The organism is Oleiphilus sp. HI0079, from assembly GCF_001635105.1.
Genome location: NZ_LWFT01000230.1, coordinates 1 through 614, shown reverse-complemented (window position 1 = coordinate 614; position 614 = coordinate 1). Strand labels below are relative to the sequence as shown.

The window sequence follows — 614 nt, the reverse complement described above, 5'->3', positions numbered from 1 at the left end:
ACGGGATCTTCATCGCTTAACCAACTCAATGCGTTACCCATTGACATCATTAAGATTGATAGAAGCCTAGTGACAAGCTGCCTCACCAACAAACAGCACAGAATAATACTAGAGACCTTGCTAACGATTGCTAAACAACTTGGTATTAAGACCTTTGCCTCTGGCGTTGAAACACCAGCACAAGAGGCCTTTCTACAGAAAAACAAATGCCATTACGTGCAGGGCTTCTTGTACTCTCAAGCGCTCTCTATTGGGCCACTTATCGACTTTCTTGCCAAAACGGACACCCAAGAAGGTTTGCATTCCGGAGATCAGATCACCCTGCCTTTCGGTCAAGACCAGCTAAGAAAAGCTTAGGCCTCCTCTAGAGACTCCGCCAAACCTTGATGCAGAGCAAGAAACTGCTCGGTCAGATTGTGCTTGGGTGCAAAGTGAATTAACGGTTTGTTGTTCTGATGAGACTCTTTCATTTTGACACTCGCCGAAAGCTTTACATCAAGCACGGGCAACCCCTCTTCAATTAATTCGTCAACCAGCTTTTGAGGCAGACTGGCACGCGGTTGGAACTGATTTACCACGATACCTTCGACCTGGAGACCCTCGTTATGATCTTC

1 protein-coding gene and 1 pseudogene are annotated in these 614 nt (G+C 46.4%); one reads left to right on the top strand and one right to left on the bottom strand.

Annotation, left to right across the window (positions count from 1 at the left end; genetic code table 11):
- Nucleotides 1-357 (top strand): EAL domain-containing protein (locus A3750_RS03435; protein WP_156498357.1); only part of this gene is annotated, 357 nt, incomplete at its 5' end.
- Here the strand turns inward: A3750_RS03435 and A3750_RS03430 are convergent.
- Nucleotides 354-614: pseudogene (locus A3750_RS03430) on the bottom strand (ParA family protein); the annotation flags it as partial. The gene A3750_RS03435 and the pseudogene A3750_RS03430 sit on opposite strands and share 4 nt — an antisense overlap.